The following is a 17,065-nucleotide window of genomic DNA, read 5'->3' on the forward strand; positions in this document are numbered from 1 at the left end:
CCCTCTCAAGAAATCAGTTTTTCCAGATCATCGAGGGATAGACGTTTGAGGGCCTCCAGTGATTTAGCCAATTCATCCTGAACGGGCGACATTTCGACGCGCAGCGCTTCGATCCGCGCGCAGAAATCCTTGAGCGTGTCGGTCTCGAACAACGCCTTGAGCGGCACCTTGTCGCCCAGACGTTCCTGCACCCGGGTCACCACCAGCGTTGCCAGTAACGAATGGCCGCCGAGCTGGAAGAAGTTGTCCGCCAGCCCTACCCGCTCGACTTCCAGCACTTCCTGCCAGATCGTCGCGACCTCCCATTGCAGATCGCTTTGCGGCGCCTGGTATTGCTCCTGCGTCGGGCTCTCGCCCAACGCCATCAGCGCCTTGCGATCGAGCTTGCCGTTGGGCGTCAGCGGGATCGCGTCGATCAGGTGCAGATGCCCCGGGACCATGTGCGCCGGCAAGCGACTGGCCAAGGCATTGCGCACCCGCTCGGCCAGCGTCGACCGCTCGCTGTCCGGCGCGGCGACGAGGTAGGCATGCAGGTGTTTGCCTGCGGCGCCGTCCTGCGCCAGTACCACCGCCTCGCGAATATCGTCGAGTTCCAGCAGGCGCGCTTCGATCTCGCTGAGTTCGATGCGGAAACCGCGAATCTTCACCTGATGGTCGGCGCGACCGATGTACTCGATGTTGCCATCGTCGCCCTGGCGCACCAGATCGCCGGTGCGGTACAGGCGCTCGCCGTTGCTCGCGTAAGGATTCGGCACAAAGCGTTCGGCGGTCAGCGCGGCGCGGCGCAGATAGCCGCGCGTCACCCCGGCACCAGCGAGGTACAGCTCGGCCGCCACGCCCTCGGGCAGCACCTGCAATTGACTGTCGAGCAGGTAGGCCACGGTGTTGTCCAGTGGCCGGCCAATGTTCGCCCGCCCCTGCGGCGTGCGCAGGGTGAAGGTCGAATAAGTGGTGTCCTCCGACGGCCCGTAAAGATCGTAGACCTGCTGCACCTGAGTGCTGGCATAGAGGCTGTCGACCAGACTCTGTTTGAGCGGTTCGCCGGCCAGATTGATGGTGCCGACCGACGACGGAATCTGCCCGGCCCGTTGCAACGCGGCAATCGCCGACGGCACGCTGTTGATCAGCGTGACCTGATCGCGCGCCGGCAAGTCCGCCAGCGCCAGGGCGTTGTCGGCCAGCACCAGGCAGCCACCGCAGGCCAGCGTGACGAAGATTTCCCACACCGAGAGATCGAAGCAGATCGAGGTCGAGGCCAGCACGCCGCGCAATTGTTCTTCGCGATAGACCCCAGCCGACCATTGAATCAGCGCCGATAGATTGCCGTGGCTGATCGCTACACCTTTCGGTTTGCCGGTGGAGCCGGAGGTGTAGATCACGTACGCCAGATTGTCTGCCGCGAGATTTACCAGTGGCGCAGTGGCCGGGTATTCGCTGGCGAGGTTCTCGTCCACCAGCAGCACCTGCGCACTCAAGGTTTCGGGCAGCATCGCCAATGCCGCTGGCTCAGTGAGCAGCACCGCCGCGCGGCTGTCGTCGAGCATGTGCAGCAAGCGTTCCTGCGGGTAATCCGGGTCCAGCGGTACGTAGGCGCCACCGGCCTTGAGGATCGCCAGCAAGCCGACCAGCATCTGCGGCGTGCGGCGCATGCACACGCCGACGCGCACTTCCGGCCCGACGCCCATGGCTTGCAGCTTGTGCGCCAGACGATTGGCCCGGGCATCGAGGTTTTGGTAATCGATGGATTGCTCAGCGAACAGCACCGCGTTCGCCTGTGGCTGTCGCTGCACTTGCGCGGCGATGTGCGCCAGCACTGTGCGTTGATCCGGCATGGTAACCGGCGCCTTGCCCCACTCGATCGCTTGTTGCCGTTGTGGCTCGGCGAGCAGTTGCAGCGCGCCCAGCGGCTGCGTGGCGTCGGCGAGGAACTGCTCGAGCAGGCCTTGCAGTTGCCCGCTCAACGCGCGGATCGCTTGAGCGTCGAAACTGGCCTGATCGTAACTCACGCCCAGACTCAGCTCGCGGCCGGTGACCGCGACCAGCGTCAGCGGATAGTTGGTCTGCTCCTGCCGGCGGATTGCCGAGAACTTCAGCCCTGTCTGCGGGCCCTGCGCCAAGGCCTCGGCCATCGGGTAGTTTTCGAATACCAGAATGCTGTCGAACAACGCCCCGGCGCCCGTGCCGGCCCAGCGCTGAATGTCATACAGCGGCGTGTGTTCGTGCTCGCGCAAGGCCAGGTTGAGGTCTTGCACCTGTTGCAGCCATTGGCTGACGCCGATTTCCGGCGATGGCGCCGCCACCACCGGCAAGGTGTTGATGAACAGGCCGATCTGCTGCTCGACGCCCGGCAAATCGGTTGGCCGTCCGGCGACCGTCGCGCCAAACGCCACGTGATCCTGCCCGGTGTAGCGCTGCAACAGCAGCAGCCACGCCGCTTGCACCAGCGTGTTGAGCGTGACTTTCTGCTCGCGGGCAAAGCGGTTCAGTTCGGCGGTCAGCGGTTCGCTGAACACATGCTCGTGATCGGCATAGCCGCTGGCGGCGTGCCTGACCGGCATGGCACTGGCCAGTCGCGTCGGCTGTTCAAGGTCCGCCAGTGCCTTGCTCCAGAACTGCCGACTGGCCTGTTGATCACGCTGGCCGAGCCATTCGATGTAATCGCGATAACGCCCCTGCCCTGCGCTCGGGGTGATGCCGGCGTAGCGTTGCAGCACTTCGCCGAACAACTGCGAAGTGCTCCAGCCGTCCATCAAAATGTGATGGCAGGTGTAGATCAGGTGATAAGTGTTTTCATCGCTGCGCACCAGCGTCACGCGCAACAGCGGTGCGTCGAGCAGATCGAAGCCGTTATGCAGATCTTCAGTGGCGAGATGATCAAGCGCGGCATCCAGGCCAGCGCGACCGCGCCAGTCCTGCACCTGCCACGGCATCTGCACGCGGCTGCGCACCACTTGCACCGGCGCGGCGGCATCCTGCGGCCAGACGAACGCCGTACGCAGAATATCGTGGGCATCGACGGTCTGCTGCCAGGCCTGGCGGAAGCGCTCGGCGTCGAGCTGCTCGACGTCGACGCGCAGCTGATTGGTGTAAGCCGGACTGTCCGGCTCGTTGCGGCTGTGGAACAGAATGCCTTGCTGCATCGGCGACAGCGGGTACAGATCGACGATGTCACGCGGCGCCATCGGCAATGCCGACAGCTGCGCCTGGGTCAGGTTGGCGAGGTTGAAATCCGAGGGTGTCACGCCACCTGTGCCGCTCGCGCAGCAATGTTCGATCAGGCGTTCCAGTTCGCGGCGGTAAGCCTCGGCCAGCGCCTCGATGGTCTCGGCGCGGTACATGCCGGTGCCGAAGGTCCAGGTCAGTTCCAGCTCTCCGCCGAGAACCTGACCGTCAACACTCAGCCAATTGCCCAGCGGCGCCTGCCCATCCTGATTGGCGCCGGTGCTGTCAGCGCTTGGCACGAACAACGCGCCCTGCTCGGCGCTGAACGCGCCGTCGAACTGACCGAGGTAATTGAAGGTCACCCGTGGTTGCGCCAGCGTCTGCAACTCGGCTGCACGCGTGAGGTAACGCAGCACGCCATAACCGATGCCTTTGCCCGGCACCGCGCGCAGTTGTTCCTTGACCGCACACAGCGACGCAGCGGGACTCGTCTGCGGGGTCAGGCGCACCGGGAACAGGCTGCTGAACCAGCCGACCGTGCGGCTCAGGTCGATGTCGTCGAACAGGTCTTCACGACCATGGCCTTCGAGCTGGATCAACACCGACGGCTGCTCGCTCCAGTCACACAACACCCGCGCCAAAGCCGTCAGCAACAGGTCGTTGATTTGCGTGCGGTACGCCGCCGGGGCGACTTTCAATAGCTTGTCGGTCAGTGTCCGGCTCAGGCGCGTACTGGCGCGCGCGGCCTGAGCGCGGGTCTGGCTGTCCTCGGCAAAATCCCGTGGCAGTGACGCGTCGCCGGCCTCAAGGGTTTGGCGCCAATAAGCGCTTTCGGCCGCCAACGTGTCGCTCTGCGCATAACGGTGCAACTGCCCGGCCCAGTCGTGCATCGAACTGCTTTTGCCCGGCGACGCGAGCGCAGTCCCCGCCGCCAATGCGTGGTAAGCCTGCTGCAAGTCTTCAAGCAGAATGCGCCACGACACGCCGTCGACCACCAGGTGATGAATCACCAGCAACAAGCGCTGCTCGGCGTTCGGCAGGTTGACCAGCACCGCGCGCAGCAAGTGCCCGCGTTGCAAATCCAGGCTGCGCTGCGCTGCGTCGGCCACGGCCGGCAACGCATCGAGGCTGTCCAGCTCGCGCAGCCAAAGCAGTTCGGCATCGCGCTGAGTCTGCGGCAACGCCTGCCAGCTATCGCCCGACTGCACAAAGCTCAAGGCCAGCGCTTCGTGCTGCTCGACCAGCGCCGCCAGCGCCTTACGCAAATGTACGGTGTCCAGCGCCAGGGTCGGTTGCAGCATCACTGACTGGTTCCAGTGCTGGCGCTGGGCAATCGGCGTGTCGAAGAAGCGCATCTGGATCGGCAGCAACGGCAACGGCCCGCGTGCCACAGGTGCGGCGACGGCAGCCGGTTTGGATTCGATCAGTCTGGCGACGGCGGCCAGTTGGCCGATGGTCTGTTTTTCGAACAACTGCTTGGGGCTGAGCTTGATGCCCTGGCGCTTGGCCCGGGCGATGATCTGCAAGCTGAGGATCGAGTCGCCACCCAGTTCAAAAAAGTTATCGCTGCTGCCGACCCGTTCGAGCTTGAGCACTTCGGCCCAGATCGCGGCGAGTTTTTCCTCGATCTCACCGACCGGCGCGACGAACTGCTGGCTGACCACGCCGGGCACTGGCAAGGCACGCTTGTCGAGCTTGCCGTTGGCGGTCAGCGGCAGCTTTTCCAGCAACAGCAACTGCGCCGGCACCATGTAATCCGGCAGCCGCGCCTGCAATTGTTCGCGCAGATCCTGCGCCTGCACCTTCGCGCCCACTGCCGGCACGCACCACGCCAGCAGTTGCAGGCGCGCCGGATCGTCATCCAGTGGCAGCGCGAGCACGGCGGCTTCGCTGACGCCATCGAGGCTGAGCAACAGCCGCGCGACCTCTGCGGGCTCGACACGGTAGCCGCGAACTTTGACCTGATCGTCGGCACGACCGATGAATTCCACTGCCTGCTCGCGGTTGCGGCGGACCCGGTCGCCACTGCGGTACACCCGCGCGCCGGGGTTCCCAAACGGATCAGGCAGGAAACGCTCAGCGGTCAGCCCCGGCTGATTCAGGTAGCCAAGGGCAACGCTGTCGCCACCGATGTACAACTCACCGGCAACCTGATCGGCTACCGGGTTGAGCACATCGTCGAGCACATAGACATGAGCACCGGCCAGCGCTGCGCCGATCGGAACACTGCGCGCCTGGGCGGCGAGTTCTTCGACCTCGTGGGTCAGCACGCCCACGGTGGTTTCGCTCGGGCCATAGTGGTTGATCAGACGACAGCCCGGTTTCAGTTGCTGCACACGCTCGACCAGCGCCGGCGAACAGGCTTCGCCGCCGACGATCAGTGCGTGTTCCGGCAGCACATCGGCAGGCTTGGCCGCCTGCAACAGCGCGGCGAGATGCCCGGGGACGATCTTCAGCACGCCAACGCGATGGCAGGCCATGTATTCGGCAAAACGATCCGGGTCGAAGCCGAGTTCTTCCGGCAACACATGCAGCAGTCGGCCAGAGCACAACGCACCGAACAGCACGGTGAAGCCAAGGTCGGCGGCGATGGTCGAGACCAGCGCCATGCTGGCCTCGGGCGCCGGCGCCAGACGTTCGAGTACGCCGCGCACGTAACTGCCCAGCGCGCCGTGGCTGACCAGCACGCCCTTCGGTTGCCCGGTGGAACCGGAGGTGTGAATCACGTAGGCCGGCGACTGCGCATACAGCGTCAGTTCAGGCGCGGACGTCGGCAGTGACTGCCATTGCCCCGGTGCAAACTCCAGACCCTGACAGCCCTCACCCGCCAATTCGCTGACCCGCACATCGCCTTCAGCACCGATCAGCGCCCGCGCCTGGGCAGCGCCGAGCATCTGCTTCAGGCGCGCACTCGGCGCCTTGACGTCGAGTGGCATGTACACCGCACCTGCCTTGAGAATCGCGAACAGGCAAGTCAGCCAGTCCAGCGAACGTTCCAGCAGCACCGCCACCGGTTCGCCGACACTGACGCCCTGCGCGCGCAAATAATGGGCGAGACGATTGGCATCCTGATCCAGCGCCTGGAAAGTGATTGTCTGCTGTAGATCACGAGCGGCCAGCGCTTCTGGTTGCCGGGCCACTTCACGCGCCCAGTGTTGCAACACCGTCAACGCCGGTTCGCGGTGAATGGCAAGCGCAGCAGGCCGCCGCGTGCCTACGGTGTGCAATGGCGCCTGCGGCGAGTTGAGCAACTGTGTAAACAGGTCCAGCAACATCGGCACAAAACCGGCGACCGTTTCCGCCCGATAGAGATCGCTGGCATAGGTCATCTGGCCGTGGATCAGTGCGCCGTCGTCGGTGATGTCCAGCGCCAGATCGAAGTGCGTGCCGTCCTTGGCCAGCGGGTATTCGCTTACAGTCAGGCCGGGCAAGGCCATCGAGCGCTGTTTCTGCATGCCGACGTTCTGGTTGAACTTCGCCTGGAACAGCGGGTTGTGGCCGAGGGTGCGTTCGGCGACCAATTCGTCGACCAGTTGCTCGAACGGCAATTCCTGATGCGCCTGCGCGCCGAACGCCGCTTCACGCACCTGCGCGAGCAAATCGGCGAAGCTGCCGCGCTCATCGACCTGGCAACGCAGCACCTGGGTGTTGACGAAGAAACCGATCAGTCCCTCGACTTCGGCGCGGCCACGGTTGGCATTCGGCACGCCGACACGAATGTCGCGCTCGCCGGCCAGACGCGAAAGGAACAGCGAGAACCCGGCCAGCACCAGCATGAACAGGCTGATGCCCTGGCTGCGCGCAAAAACGTTGAGCTGTTGCGACAGGTCGGTGCCGAAATCAAAGCTCAGGGTCTGTCCTGCAAAGCTTTGCGTCAGCGGTCGGGCAAAGTCCGGCGCCACTTCCAGCAGCGGATGTTCGTCGCCCAATTGCTGACGCCAGTAGTCGAGCTGGCGCTCGCCCTCGCCGGCCTCCAGCCAGCGCCGCTGCCAGATCGCATAGTCGGCGTATTGCAACGGCAGCGCCGGCAGTTGCGGCTCGCGCTGCAGGCTGAACGCCTGATAGCACTGCACGAATTCCTTGACCATGACGTCCATCGACCAGCCATCGGAGACGATGTGATGCATGCTCACCACCAGCACGAACTCATCGTCGGCCAAAGCAAACAGGCTGGCGCGCAACAGCGGGCCGTGGCGCAGATCGAACGGTTGCGCGGTGACGTCTTGCACGTGTTGCGCGAGCAGTTCTTCGCGCTCTTGCGCGGCGGCGCCGGTCAGATCGAAGCGTTCCAGCGCAATACTTTGCTGCTCAAGAATCAGCTGATGCGCTTGATCGCCGTCGGTGTGAAACACCGTGCGCAAGACTTCGTGGCGCGCCAGCAGATGATCGAACGAGCGGCTCAGGGCCGACTCATCCAGCCGGCCTTTGAGACGCAAGCCAGCGGCCATGTTGTATGCCGCGCTGTGCGGTTCCAGTTGCCAGAGGAACAGCAGGCGTTGCTGGGCGAATGAAAGGGGAATCTGCGCGCAGTCGTGGCGGCTGACCGGCAGCGGCAACAGGCTGAAATCCTTGCCCTCCTCGCGCAGCTTGGCGAGAAACAGCCGACGCTGTTCCAGCGGCAGGCCGACGAACCTTTTTGCAATACGTTCCGCCATCGTGCCGCTCATACTTCTTCTCCTTGCAATGCATTCATGAACTGATCCAGGTCGGACCAGTCGTCGTCGCCGCACGTCTCGGCCAGTTGCCCGAGCACCTCGGCGAGATCCGCCAGCAGCGGTTTTTCGAACAGGCTGCGCAGCGGCAGCACCACGCCCATCTGCTCCTTGACCCGGGCAATCACCTGCGCGGCCAGCAACGAATGGCCGCCCAGTTCAAAAAAGTGATCGTCCAGGCCCACACGCGGCACGTGCAGCACCTCGGCCCAGACCTGTGCCAGACACTGCTCGGCCGGCGATTGCGGAGCGCGGTAATCGCCCTGCAACTGCGCCGGATCCGGCGTCGGCAAGGCCTTGCGGTCGAGCTTGCCGCTCGGCGTCAGCGGCAGGTTCGCCAGCAACAGCAGATGCCCCGGCACCATGTAATCCGGCAGGCTGGCTTGCAGCGCAGCGCGGGTCTGCTGACGGAAGGCCGTTTGCGTCGCCGCGCTGGCAAGCACTGCCGGCTCCGTCACTACATAAGCGACCAGTTGCGCACCGCCGGCGAACGGCACCGCCAGCACCGCCGCTTCGCGAACGCCCGGAGATTGCTGCAGGCGCGATTCGATCTCGCCCAGTTCGATGCGGAAGCCGCGAATCTTCACTTGATGATCGACCCGGCCGACATATTCCAGCGCGCCATCGCCGCGCAGCCGCGCACGGTCGCCGGTGCGGTACAGGCGCTGGCCGTCGGCGAAAGGGTCGGCGATGAACCGCTCAGCGCTGAGGCTCGGCTGACGGTGATAACCGCGCGCCAGCCCCGGCCCACCGATGTACAACTCGCCCACCGCGCCTTGCGGCAGCAGGTTCAGATCATCGTCGAGCACGTACAGGCGCCGCGCTGCCAGTCCGTGGCCGATCGGCATGCCACGCCACGACACGTCTTGGGCGGTCAGCGCGGTGCAGTCATGAATCGTCGAGACCACCGTGGCCTCGGTCGGGCCGTAGGTGTTGAGCAGGCGCACATGGCCGAGCCCGGCCTGTTGCCACAAGCGCAAACCGTCCACCGCCATGGCTTCGCCGCCGACGTGAATCTGCCGCAGCGCGCCGAAACTGGCCGGCGGTTTCGCCGCGTATTCCTGCACCAGCCAATACCAATAAGCCGCCGGCAGGTCGGCCAGGGTGATGCGCTGATCGACGATGACCTGATGCAAAGTCGCGCTGTCCCACAACGGCGCGTCGCGCATGACCACGCTGGCGCCGTGGCACAGCGGTGGGAAAAACTGCTCGACGAAGCCATCAAAACTGCTGGTGGCGAATTGCAGAACACGGTCGCCTTCGCGCAGATCGCTGTAGTCGATGGCGCGAGCGATGAACTCGCTCAGCGCGCCATGACTGACCGCGACGCCTTTCGGCCGCCCGGTGGAACCCGAGGTGTAGATCACGTAAGCGAGGTTGTCAGCCTCGACCGTGACCGGCAGGTTGTCGCTCTGCTCGCTGGCGGGCAATTGCTCCAGACACAGGCACTCGATGCCGTCGAGCGGCGGCAGGCTGGCAAGGCTTTGCTGATCACTGAGCAACAGTTGCAAACCACTGTCAGCGAGCACATGGCGCAAGCGTTCGGCCGGGGTTTGCGGATCCAGCGGCACATAGGCACCACCGGCCTTGAGCACGGCCAACAGCGCTACCGCCAATTCCAGCGAACGCCCCAGCGCGACGCCGACCAGCACGTCCGGGCCGACACCCTGTGCGCGCAACTGATGGGCCAAGCGATTGCTGCGGCTGTTGAGTTCGTCGTAGCTGAATGCCCGTGAAGGCGCGGTGGCCAACAGCACCGCCGGCATTTGCGCAGTGCGTGCGACTTGCGCTTCGAACAGGCTTTGCACGCTAGTGAAACGAGGCGCTGGCGCGGTGGCCTGGATCAACCCGTGGCGTTCGCTGTCGGCGAGCATCGCCACTTCGCCGATCAACTGCTGCGGATCGCGGCACACCGACTGGAGAATGTTGCGCCAATGCCCGGCCAGCGCGGCAATGGTTGAGGCATCAAAAATATCCGTGGCGTACGTGAAGGCGGCGAACAGTTGCTCGCCCTCCTCGCGGGTGTCGAGCATCAGGTCGCTGGTGGCCGCGTGTTGCCGAGCGCTGCCGGCCAGTTGCTCTTCGCTCAAATAACCCACGCGCAAGCCTGAAGCGAGTTGCGCCTGATGCAAATCGGTAACCAGCGGCTGGTGGTTGAACATCACTTGAAACAGCGGATTGTGGCTCTGGCTGCGCGCCGGTTGCAGGGCTTCGATCAAGGCGTCGAACGGCAGGTCCTGATGGGCCTGGGCGCCGAGGGCGGCCTGGCGCAGGTTCTGCAGCAGCTCGGCGAATGGCGTTTGTGCAGTAACCGCGCTGCGCAGGATCTGGGTGTTGACGAAGAAGCCGATCAACCCTTCGGTTTCACTGCGGGTGCGGTTGGCGATCAGCCCGCCGACACGAATATCGGTCTGGCCGCTGTAGCGATGCAACAGGGTCTTGAACGCTGCCAGCAACACCACGAACAAGGTCACGCCCTGACGCTGGGCAAGGTTTTTCAGCTCTTCGCGCAGGGCTGCGTCGATCACCGTTTCCAGGCGTGCGCCTTGATGGCTGGCTTGCGCCGGATAAGCGCGGTCGGTGGGCAATTCCAGCACTGGATGTTCGTCGCCCAGTTGCGTGCGCCAGTAGTCCAGTTGCCGCTCGCGCTCACCGGCCTCCAGCCAGCTGCGCTGCCACAGCGCATAGTCGCGGTAATGCACGGTCAGCGGCGCCAGGGTCGGTTCACGCCCGGCGACCAACGCGTCGTAGGTGCGCATGAATTCGTCGATCAGAATGTTCATCGACCAGCCGTCGGCGATGATGTGATGCAGGGTCAGCAGCAATACATGTTCCTGCGCGGCCAGACGCAACAGACGCAGACTCAGCAACGGGCCGTTGTGCAGGTCGAAGGCCTGGGTCGCCTCGGCCATCATGTGCTGCTGCGCCAGCGGCCAGCGCTGGGCTTGGGGCAACTCGCTCAGGTCAGTCACTGGCAGTTTCAGAGGCTGAGGTTCGGCCACGCGCTGGAATGCACGCTCGCCGTCCTGGCCGAAGGTGGTGCGCAAACATTCGTGGCGCGCCGCCAGACGGCTGAAGGCTTGCTCCAATGCCTCGACTTGCAATTCACCATCCAGACGCACCGCCATCGGCAAGTTATAGGCTGCGCTGGTCGGCTCCAGTTGCCAGAGAAACCACATGCGCTGCTGCGCGTAAGACAGGCCGTCACGCTCGGCGATGCCGTCGCAGGCGGTCATGGGAAGCTGCGCAAAATCGATGCCCTCGCGGGCCATGCCAGCGAGGAACAGACGGCGTTTGTCCTGGGGCAATTCGATAAAGCGGCGGGCTAGTTTCTGTGCGTCTGCGGCATTCATGCGTGGAGTCCTTGCTGATCGGCGGCGTGACCTGGAGACCCGGTCGTATCAACAAGAACGAATGGCCCGCGCGATGATTTAGCGCGCCAGCGGCAATCACGGCCCGACGGTACAAAGGCCAGACAGACAAATGCCGAAGCCGGTACAGGCCCGGATTCGGCATTTGAGTTGAAGGGTTGCGAACAGGTCAGCGCACGTCCTGCGAATGCCCCTCGGCCATCGCCACGATGACTTTGCGCGGCCCTTCGAACGGTGAGCGCGCGTGAGCCGAAAGCATGTTGTCGAGCATCAGCACATCGCCCTCCTGCCAGGGGAAACTGATCGCACAGTCGTCGAGCACCGCCCGAATCTGCGCCAGCACCTCGTCTTCGATCGGCGAGCCGTCGCCGTAGTAGACGTTACGCGGCAGGTCTTCTTCGTCAACGATGTCGAGCAGGCTTTCGCGCACGTCCGCTGGCAGGTTGGAGATGTGAAACAGGTGCGCCTGATTGAACCAGACGTGGTCGCCGGTTACCGGGTGCACCGCCACCGCCTGACAGGTCTGCCGCGTGCGCAGCTCACCGTCGTCCTTCCACTCGCAGACAATGCCGTGTGCCTTGCAGTACGCCTCGACGACTTCGCGGTCTTCGGTGTTGAACACATCTTCCCAAGCGACATCTAGGCCATTGCCGAAGTTGCGCACGTACATAAGGCCTTTGCTGACAAAACGCTCGCGGATCGCCACGGGGATGCGCCGGTAGACTTCGCGGCTGTCGGCAATCGGCGTCTCGCCGCCGGACCTGGCGGCGATCATGCTGTAGAACCAGATCTTCATCGGCCAGTCGCGGGAATAGGCCTGTTCGTTGTGCAGCGGAATGCTCTGGTGCGCCGGGTATTCGGTGGAGGTGTACACGCCTTGAGTGACGTTGGTGCGCGGCGTCGAGCCGAACTCGTAGTTCAGCAGCGGATGGCCGAAATTCGCGGCGAACTGGCGAAACTGCTCGGCGCCGTCGAGGCGGAAGCCGCGAAACAGCACGCCACCGTCGCGCAGCAGATGCTCGTCGACCAACGCCTTCAATTCATCGAATACCGCCAACAGATCGGTGTCGGCATCGCCCGCCTCGACCAACAGCGGCAAACGTCCGCGCTGCGGCAGCAACGGCCGCACGGAAAACCCCAGAGCAACAGCCATGACTGGCCTCCTGAAAATGATAGATGAGGCGCGTCTCAGAACGCCGGTTGCACGGCCTGCGCAAGGCGTCGGTGATGCACTTCCAGATGGGTCTTGATCGTGCGAATGACCCGCGCTTCATGTTCATGAATGAAGAAATGCCCGCCGGTCATCATGTCCACCGAGAAACTGCCCAGGGTCTCTTTGCTCCAGCCGATCAGTTGTTCGGTGGTGGCGCGGTCTTCCTTGCCACCGAGCACGTGCACCGGGCAATTGAGCAAGGGCCGCTCGGCAGGCGTGAAGCGGCCGCACATCATGAAATCGGCACGCAGCACTGGCAGGGTCAGGCTCATCAGCTCTTTATTGGCGAGGACTTCTTCGCTGGTGCCCTGAAAGGTGCGCAACTGTTCGATGAGTTCTTCATCACTGCGCGGTTCGGCAAAGCCGCGGTCGTAATCGCTGCGCATGGACGGTGCGGCGGTGCCGGAGGCGAACAGCGCCAGCGGCTCCGGCACACCCAATTCGCGAAAGGCATGGGCCATTTCGCAGGCGAGCAATGCACCGAGGCTATGCCCGAACAACGCGTACGGGCCTTGCAGCCCCGCTTTGTGCTCGCGCGCCAGTTGTCGCGCCAGTGCGCGCATGTCGGTTTGCAGCGGTTCATCGAACCGCGCGCCACGCCCCGGCAGTTCCACCGGTTGCAATTGCAGCCACGTCGGCAGTTGACGCCGCCAGCGGCTGTAAACCATGGCGCTGGCGCCCGAATAGGGCAGGCACAGCAATGTCAGCTTGGTCACCGCGCTTTCCTTGAAAAATGTGTCTGCAAGAAAGACGGATCACTGGCCGGACAAATTAGTCGCCAGGTCGCTAAATTCCCCCGCCAGCCGCTCGTTGCCTGTTCAGGAAAAAAACAACAATCGCGAGGGAATCACCGTGGACCTGCAGAGCATTCTGGGCAAGTTGTTCGCCAACGCCGGCGCGGTCGGCATCGAGGGGGTTTTCCAGTTCATCTTCAGTGCGCAGCAGGCGTACTGGTACGACATCAAGACCAGCCAGCGCACGGAAATCGGGCGCCATCCAAGCCCGGACGTGACCATCGAAGTCGCGGAAAAAGATTTTCTCGGGATCATGGCCGGCGTGGTCAATGTCGAGGAACTGTTCGCCAGCGGTCGCTTGAAGATTGGCGGCAACATGGGCCTGGCGACGATGTTGCCGCAGATCATCGACCACGCCCGCCAGGGTGGCGGCACGGTGGAAAAAGTCGATATGAACACGCGCTACCCGACGCCGCCACGCTTCAGCGAAAAGCTCACTGCCGCGATGCCTCGCCAGACCAGCGTCGAACGTCGTGCGCGCGCCGAGTTGAGCCGGCACGAATTCGAAACTCGTTATTTGCCCAACGGCATTCCGTTGGTGATCAGCAATGCCCTGCACGACTGGCCATTGTTCAGCCTGAGTCGCGAAGAGTCGCTGGTGCATTTCGCCGAACTGCAAGGCATCACCCGCCATGGCGATTACGTGAAGAAGACCTTTTCCACTGAGCGTGATTTCCGCTCGACCTCGATGGCCGAGTTCATCGCCTCGCTGGACAGTCCGGCGGTCAAAGGCGCGGATGGCGAGCCGCCGGCGTACATGGGCAACAACATCCTGCCGGCGCAGTTGTTGCAGCAGATCCAGTACCCGCCCTACTTCGACACGTCGCTGTTCATCCCGCCGCGCATCTGGATCGGCCCCAAGGGCACGCTGACGCCGTTGCACCGCGATGACACCGACAACCTCTTCGCTCAGGTCTGGGGGCAGAAGAAATTCACCCTTGCCGCGCCGCATCACCGCGAGGCACTGGGCACCTGGTCGACCGCGCCCAAGGGTGGTCTGGATGGCTGCGATTTCAACCCCGATGCGCCGGACTATGAACGTTTCCCGGCGGCGCGGGAGGTGACGTTTTTGCAGGTGACGCTGGAGGCTGGGGATCTGCTGTTCCTGCCCGAGGGCTGGTTTCATCAGGTGGAGTCGGTGTCGACCTCGCTGTCAGTCAACTTCTGGGTCGACTCAGGACGCGGCTGGTAACACCGCAAAATAACTGTGGGAGCGAGCCTGCTCGCGAAAGCGTTGTATCAGGTATGAAGATATTTACTGACACACCGCCTTCGCGAGCAGGCTCGCTCCCACAGTGGAATTTCATTTCAAGTGGCGGTAGCTCTGGATCGCTGAAACCAGCACCACCGCCCCCGCCGCTATCGCCAGCCAGAAGCCGCTACGCGCGCCAAACGCATCCACCAGCGCGCCGGAACCGGCGGCGCCGATCGCCACGCCGATGCTCAACCCGGTCACCAGCCAGGTCAGGCCTTCGGTCAGTTTGGCCGCGGGCACGATGCGTTCGATCAGCGCCATCGCAACAATCAGCGTCGGTGAAAAGAACAGCCCGGCGATGAATACCGCGATCGACAAGCCGAGGATGTTGCTCGCCAAAAGCAGCGGCAGCGTGGTCACCGCCGTCGCCACGCCGCCGTAGAGAAACAGGCGCGGCAACGGCAGTTTCGAACGCATCGCACCGAAGGCGATGCCGGCCAGGCATGAACCAATCGCGTACACCGACAAAACAATACTCGCCGCTGCCGGCTGCCCCTGATGTTGAGCGAAAGCGACGCTGACCACATCGATGACTCCGACGATCACGCCCATCGCCAGCATCAACGCCAGCAGCCATTGCACGTCGGTCGAGCGAATGATCGAGCCCTGATGCTGCGACTCCTGCGCGTGCACCGGTGGTTCGGTGCTGCGCTGGGCGACAAACGCCGTCACGCCAATGGCCAGCGCCAACAACGCTGCCAGCGGCCCGGCCTCGGGAAACACCGCGACCGACAGGCCCACCGACAGCGGAGGCCCGACGATAAAACACACTTCGTCGAGCACCGATTCCAGCGCATACGCCGTCTGCAAGTGCGGCTGGCCACGGTAGATTTCGGTCCAGCGCGCCCGCACCATCGCCGACATGCTCGGCATGCACCCGGCCAGCGCGGCGAACAAAAACAATGTCCAGTCCGGCGCCTGCAAACGCGTGCACAGCAGCAACATCAACAACCCGCCGCCACCGGTCAGCGCTGCGATCGGCAGCACCCGCCCCTGCCCGTAACGGTCCACCAACCGCGATACCTGCGGCGCGCAAAACGCCGTGGCCAAAGCAAAAGTCGCCGCCACCGCACCCGCCAGCGCATAACCGCCGTTCAACTGCGCAAGCATGGTGATCAGGCCAATGCCGGTCATGGAAATCGGCATGCGCGCCAGCATCCCGGCCAGTACAAAAGCACGGGCACCGGGGGCGGTGAACAATTCGCGGTAGGGGTTTGCCATCGATTGCAGCCTCATCAGGGGCGGCCAAGTTGCCATAGGCTTGAATGCCGTGGAAGCGCGCAATTGTTGGTGGAATGTGAAAGCCCCTGATCTTTCCAGTGCTGAACAACGATGACCATTGGTCGAAAACCAACGCTGACCTGTCAGACCTGACAGGTGCGCTTCCTTGTCGTTTGCGCTCTGATGAGGCCTTGGATCTTCGCGTATCACCGTGGAACCCTGTACACGCACTCAGGAGCCTCGCCATGGACGAATCGTCAATGCTCGTCTCACCCGAAGCGGAAAAGGCGCCGTGGGCCGTGCCCGCCCTGTATGGCCTGGCGCCATTTCGCAACGACGCCGTGCTGGCGGCCCAGGTGGATGATCGGCTGACGCCGTGGATCGAGCAGGTGGGGATTTTTCCAGGGCGGCACGACAAAGTCCGCGCCATGGGTTTCGGTCGCTTCGCCATGCTCTGTCATACCGACACCGATGAGCCGGATCGGCTGCTGCTCGCCGCGCAATGTTTCGCCGCGCTGTTCGCCGTGGACGATTACTACTGCGACGATGAGCGAACCGGCTCCGAGCCGAGAATGGTCGGGCCGCGCCTTTCCTCGGCGCTGGCGGCGCTGGAGCCGGTTCACTTGAGCGCACGGTTCCGCCCGGGGCTCGAGCAGGCCTTGAACAGCGATCCGGTGCTGGTCGCACTGCGGGCCTATCTGAGGCGGGTCGAGACTTTTGCAACAGCGGCGCAGGTTGCCCGCGTACGCCATGAAATCATTGCCATGTTCGTCACCATGACCGCCGAAGCGGCCTGGCGGATCGAAGGGCTCACGCCCGCGCTCTGGGAATATCTGGCTCAGCGTCAGGTCAACAGTTTCCTGCCGTGCCTGTCGCTGATCGACATCATCGGCGGGTATGAATTGCCCGCCAATGTCTACAGCGCTCCCGAGGTGCGCAAGGTCACGACGCTGGCCGCCAGCGCCACGATCATTGCCAATGATCTGTTTTCCGCGCTGAAGGAACAGCAGGCCGGTATCGGCGATTTCAATCTGCCTATGTTGCTGATCCAGGAACAGGGCTGCTCCCCCGCGCAGGCCATGGCGCAAAGCGCTGCCGTTCACGATGACATCATGCATCTGTATGAGGCGGCGGAACGGGCGGTATTGCCGCACGCCTCGCCGCTGCTCAAACGCTATCTGCGCGGAATCAAGAGCTGGCTGGCCGGCAACGTCGAATGGCATCGCAGCAGTGGCCGCTATCAGGTCTGACGCTGGCGAACTTTTCATGGTTGCAGATGAACTCTCGCCGCAGGCCATCAGTCAGCTACTTAAGTCTCTTGAACCAAGGCGTGAATC

The 17,065-nt window shown here is 63.6% G+C and carries 7 protein-coding genes; 2 read left to right on the forward strand and 5 right to left on the reverse strand.

The genetic code is table 11. The features are described 5' to 3' along the window. Positions 1-5 precede the first annotated feature (5 nt). From ND528_RS02400 to ND528_RS02415, 4 genes are all read right to left on the reverse strand, one after another. Entirely contained in the window at positions 6-7,829 is a 7,824-nt protein-coding gene (locus ND528_RS02400; RefSeq protein ID WP_263469589.1) for a non-ribosomal peptide synthetase, read from the reverse strand. Next, positions 7,826-11,227, reverse strand: coding sequence for an amino acid adenylation domain-containing protein (locus tag ND528_RS02405; RefSeq protein ID WP_263469590.1), 3,402 nt, complete (start codon positions 11,225-11,227; stop codon positions 7,826-7,828). The genes ND528_RS02400 and ND528_RS02405 overlap by 4 nt, the downstream gene beginning before the upstream one ends. Before the next feature lie 187 nt (positions 11,228-11,414). Continuing rightward, the gene (locus tag ND528_RS02410; protein WP_016773893.1) at positions 11,415-12,398 is read right to left on the reverse strand and encodes a TauD/TfdA family dioxygenase; all 984 of its coding nucleotides are present in this window, start codon (positions 12,396-12,398) and stop codon (positions 11,415-11,417) included. A 35-nt stretch (positions 12,399-12,433) separates the two neighbouring features. Continuing rightward, a complete protein-coding gene (locus ND528_RS02415; protein WP_263469591.1) occupies positions 12,434-13,174 on the reverse strand; it encodes a thioesterase II family protein in 741 nt (246 codons plus the stop codon). A 136-nt stretch (positions 13,175-13,310) separates the two neighbouring features. Between ND528_RS02415 and ND528_RS02420 the strand changes: the two genes are divergently transcribed. Further along, on the forward strand, positions 13,311-14,444 hold the full coding sequence (locus tag ND528_RS02420; RefSeq protein ID WP_263469592.1) for a cupin-like domain-containing protein: 1,134 nt from the start codon (positions 13,311-13,313) through the stop codon (positions 14,442-14,444). Between the two features lie 111 nt (positions 14,445-14,555). Here the strand turns inward: ND528_RS02420 and ND528_RS02425 are convergent, their stop codons facing one another. Then, on the reverse strand, positions 14,556-15,728 hold the full coding sequence (locus ND528_RS02425; protein WP_263469593.1) for an MFS transporter: 1,173 nt from the start codon (positions 15,726-15,728) through the stop codon (positions 14,556-14,558). Between the two features lie 245 nt (positions 15,729-15,973). Here ND528_RS02425 and ND528_RS02430 point away from each other — a divergent pair, with 245 nt between their 5' ends. Further along, positions 15,974-16,978, forward strand: a complete 1,005-nt coding sequence (locus tag ND528_RS02430) for a family 2 encapsulin nanocompartment cargo protein terpene cyclase (protein ID WP_263469594.1) — start codon at positions 15,974-15,976, stop codon at positions 16,976-16,978. Positions 16,979-17,065: the final 87 nt, after the last annotated feature.

The organism is Pseudomonas mercuritolerans, from assembly GCF_025706525.1.
In the GTDB taxonomy this organism is placed as follows: Bacteria; Pseudomonadota; Gammaproteobacteria; order Pseudomonadales; family Pseudomonadaceae; genus Aquipseudomonas; species Aquipseudomonas mercuritolerans.